Source organism: Winogradskyella rapida, assembly GCF_042675845.1.
Taxonomy (GTDB): domain Bacteria; phylum Bacteroidota; class Bacteroidia; order Flavobacteriales; family Flavobacteriaceae; genus Winogradskyella; species Winogradskyella rapida.
In genome coordinates, this window is sequence record NZ_JBHTKM010000062.1 from 1 (window position 1) to 4203 (window position 4203).

The 4203-nt window shown below is 31.0% G+C and carries 4 protein-coding genes; all 4 read left to right on the top strand.

Annotation, left to right across the window (positions count from 1 at the left end; genetic code table 11):
- The first annotated feature begins 399 nt into the window (after nucleotides 1-399).
- The 4 genes from ACFQ13_RS07500 (at nucleotide 400) to ACFQ13_RS07515 (ending at nucleotide 3412) form a co-directional block, all read left to right on the top strand.
- The gene (locus ACFQ13_RS07500; protein WP_386115799.1) at nucleotides 400-723 is read left to right on the top strand and encodes an SMI1/KNR4 family protein; all 324 of its coding nucleotides are present in this window, start codon (nucleotides 400-402) and stop codon (nucleotides 721-723) included.
- 174 nt (nucleotides 724-897) lie between these two features.
- Nucleotides 898-1605, top strand: coding sequence for a hypothetical protein (locus ACFQ13_RS07505; protein ID WP_386115801.1), 708 nt, complete (start codon nucleotides 898-900; stop codon nucleotides 1603-1605).
- Between the two features lie 174 nt (nucleotides 1606-1779).
- Complete coding sequence (locus ACFQ13_RS07510; protein ID WP_386115803.1) at nucleotides 1780-2493, top strand: CPBP family intramembrane glutamic endopeptidase; 714 nt, start codon at nucleotides 1780-1782, stop codon at nucleotides 2491-2493.
- Nucleotides 2494-2638: 145 nt separating this feature from the next.
- Nucleotides 2639-3412, top strand: a complete 774-nt coding sequence (locus tag ACFQ13_RS07515; protein ID WP_386115804.1) for a hypothetical protein — start codon at nucleotides 2639-2641, stop codon at nucleotides 3410-3412.
- Nucleotides 3413-4203: the final 791 nt, after the last annotated feature.

Genomic DNA, 4203 nt, shown 5'->3' on the forward strand with positions numbered 1-4203 from the left:
ATGTTCGTCACTACTTGCGAAAATTCCTGCGGAATTTTCACGGGTTCGTAAATGTTTACTAACTTAGTTGCCTAACCACGCAACTAACCATACACAAACACGTTGGCAACAATTTAAGGAATGACGATTTTAGAGAATTTAATACAGATATTATTAATTGGGATTGTGATATTTATTTGGAATAAATACGCCGTTCGGAATTTGATTAAGAAAGTTGTGAAGTTAAACTCTGAAAATGAATGGTTGGCAAATAATCAAAACATTATCACTAAAGGATTTGAAGGGTTCTATTGGTCAGCTTATTGTATGTTCATAATAGCAATTATATATTCTTATTTTAAATAATTAAAAAATGCCATTTCCTGTAAACAAAAATACATAATTGAAACAGAAGCTGAATTGAATGTAAAATCCCCAACTATATTTAAAAACCAAATGATAAAATCAAATGGTGGAGAATTAGCAACGGAAGAATATGAATTTGAACTTTTTCCTTTTTTTGATAAGTCAGACCGAAAAAGAATAAGTCGAACTTGCAATCACATTGGACTTGAAACGAAAAACGCAAGAGAATGGAATGGATTTCCTGAAAATGGAATCGCAATCGGTTCGGACGGATTTGGGAATTTAATTATTTTGACTCATAATGGAAACGGAATTCTGACAGACAATGTTTATTTCTGGAATCACGAAATTGGACAAATAGCAAAAATTGCGGAATAGATTAATGAACTTAACGAATAAAAAAAACTGTTGCCAACACCGTGTATAATTAATTGCTTTTTAGAGCTTACTTGCGAAAATTCCTGCGGAATTTTCTCGGGTTCGTAAAAGTTTGCTAATTTAGTTGCTTAACCACGCAACTAACCATACACAAACACGTTACCTCACATTTTGATGAAACCACAAATATTAATTTTAATCTTATTACTATTTTCTTGTATAGAAAAAGAATCAGATAAGAAAAATACTAATGACATAGAATCCAAACATTCTATCCTACAACCAATTTGCGTAGTAGCCAATAAAGTGAAAGAATACAAAAAGGTTTACGGAAAGGAATTAAAGGTAAATAATGATTCTTTAAAAATTGAATTTGAATATAAAGGAGACACTACAATTCAGAAAAGAATAGACGTAAAAGGCATAAAAGATGATAATTGGGATAATAGTTTTACTGTGCAAACGATTTGGTCAACAAAAGTAAATTCGAACTTGGATTGTAAGAAAAAAATCGGAATAAATATACGTAACCTTAATTATTACTTTTGTGTAGATGACGCTCTTGAATTAATTGAATCGGAAACATCTGATCCAGATAATTGGTATAAATTAAAAGGCCTAAATAAAGCAAAACAAATTCTATTAAGAATAAAAAATGGAGAGTCTAATACAATATATAAAGATGAATTTGGCGAATACTTAGTAGAAAAACTCATTAAAAAATTAAAATTTACAATTTGCAATACAAAAAGTGTAAATCAAATTTCATTCGCCAGAATTGGTAAATTTTATACTGGATTTTCTGCTGGTTACGAATATTTGATTATTGATTCTAAGAATGACACAATTGAAAAGATGCTAAGAACAGAAGTTCAGTTTTAATAAACGTGAGGTAACAACGTGTATAGCTCATTGCTTGGTCTGTGTGTACTCGGAAAATCCTAGCGGATTTTCCTATTGGTTCGTTCCTTTTTATTAACTTAGTTCTCTCCAACGCAACTAGCCATACACAAAACCGTTACCTGCAAGCTAAAAAACCAATCTTTACGGAACAAAATGACAAAAAAAATCTACTTATTTTTATTACTATTTACTTCAATATTATTAGTAGGTTTTTATTTTACATCTGAAATTAATAACTTTTGGATTGCACACATAAGTCATTTAGGAATAATGCTAATTGCTGGACTTTCATTAATCGGACTTGAAAAAGGAAAACTTCCTAATAAAGAAAAATCATCGTTTGAAATAATCCAATTGATTGGAATTATAATCGGGATTGTAGGACTTATCGGATTTAGTAATTTTATTCCTGTCTTCGCTACTAAATTAGCTGGAATTGAAATGACTGGATTTTTCAAGACAGCTGAATTGAATAGGATACTTATAAGTGTAATTTCCATATCAATATTTGAGGAAATTTTATTTCGTCGAGTTTTAGCACAAAAAATAAATAATATACTTGGATTCAAAAAAGCCATTTGGATTTCTGCATTAATTTTTGCCATAGCTCATAGTTACACAGATACTGGAATATTAAGTGCATTTTTTGCTGGAGCAGTTTTTGGCTATATCTATCTTAAAACGAAAAATATATATCTGAGTATAATTGCACATTTGCTATATAATTTAACAACTTATTTTTTAACGCCAATTTTCATAAAAAACTATGACGGAATTAATAAATATTCAATAATTATTTCGATTTTAGTCATAGGTTTAATATTAATGTATGGAATGACTAGAATTCTGAAAAAAGCCGGCAGGTAACACCGTGTATAATTAATTGCTAGGTTCTTCCCTACTTGCGAATATTCCTGCGGAATATTCACAGGTTCGTTAAAGTTTGCTAACTTAGTTGCTTAACCACGCAACTAACCATACACAAACACGTTGTAAGCCATTTGACAAACCAATGAATAGTTCAGAAAAAGAGAGAGAAATCAGAAAAACCTTAAAAGTTGGAAAAACCTTACTTCTGATAGGAATTCCACTATGCCTATTAACACCTTTGATTTTTACGCTTCCATTAGGTTGGGCCAATTTTAGCGAAACAGGTAGTATTGGAGATACTATTGGCGGAATTACTGCACCTTTTATAAATATATTAGGAGCTATTTTAGTTTTTTTAGCATTAAAAGCCCAGATTGAAGCGAATTTAGTAATTCAAGCACAAATTGACAGACAAGACACTGAAAAGAAATTAGAGAATGAAAGTAGACAACTAAACCAATACTATTCAAACTTAAAAAGCAGTATTGATAATTTCAAATTCTCGACTATCGAACTTTGGGATATTGAAAATGAAGATAAAGTAAAACCTGTTTTTGAAGGTAGTGAAGCAATATATAAAATGTTTTCAGAATATATCTGTGAATATCACGGAGACGAAGATGATATAGCTTCAAATCCGAAAATAACTGAATTGATAAGTATGCTTGAAATTTGCGAGAAATTATTAAATAGAATTAATGACTCACATATTATAGACAGAGAAACTTTATGGACATTAACGAGTCATCAATTTACTTATAGAATTTTCCCTCGTTTAAGCGAGGATTATCCTGATAGAATCGACAATTACTTTTGTGAAAGTTGTGATATGGAACACGGCTTTCCCGAAAGAATAAGTTTTTTAATTAAAAGTATTTACGACAGAATAAAAAACGGCTTACAACACCGTGTATAATTAATTGCTAGGTTCTAGCCTACTTGCGAAAATTCCTGCGGAATTTTCACAGGTTCGTTAAAGTTTGCTAACTTAGTTGCTTAACCACGCAACTAACCATACACAAACACGTTAGCAGCAAGCAGTCACGTTTTGCTTATTTCTTTCCTAATTCAAAAGTTTTTTATTCCTAGTCATGATTAAATTCTCATTTGGATAATCTAACGTGATAAGCATTACGGAATATTAACGCAGGATTAATTACTCAGTTGGATAAGTTAAATTGATAAGTAATACGGAGCAACAACGTTGGATTGATTACTCAGGTGAATAAGTAGAATTGTTTAATATCACGGATTAACAGCGCTGAATAATAGAAACCATAAGACATTAGATTTTAAAAGATCATTATAGAAAGCCAACAAACTAATCACTCTACTCTGCTTTAATTTTAAAAAGCTTTACGGCCGATCTGAACGTAAAAAAACTAATTTAGACCTAATTGGACACTGAAAACGGAATTATACGCTAAAATCAATGTCTGAGTTGTCTAATGAAACCGCCCATAAATAAAAGCCGGCTGCTAACACCGTGTATAATTAATTGCTAGGTTCTTCATTACTTGCGAAAATTCCTGCGGAATTTTTACGGGTTCGTAAATGTTTGTTAACTTAGTTGCCTAACCACGCAACTAACCATACACAAACACGTTGGCAATAATGTCGGAAATGCGCAAAGGAATCATAGTTTTAGCTTATTTAATTGCCTTACCAATATTTGGACAGAATATGGATTTACCCAAAGATTTGACA

What these genes read in the sequence shown, in the direction of transcription:
- ACFQ13_RS07510 (WP_386115803.1), top strand. Translation starts at nt 1,780, where the DNA reads ATGACAAAAAAAATCTACTTATTTTTATTACTATTTACTTCAATATTA.
- ACFQ13_RS07505 (WP_386115801.1), top strand. Translation starts at nt 898, where the DNA reads ATGAAACCACAAATATTAATTTTAATCTTATTACTATTTTCTTGTATA.
- ACFQ13_RS07515 (WP_386115804.1), top strand. Translation starts at nt 2,639, where the DNA reads ATGAATAGTTCAGAAAAAGAGAGAGAAATCAGAAAAACCTTAAAAGTT.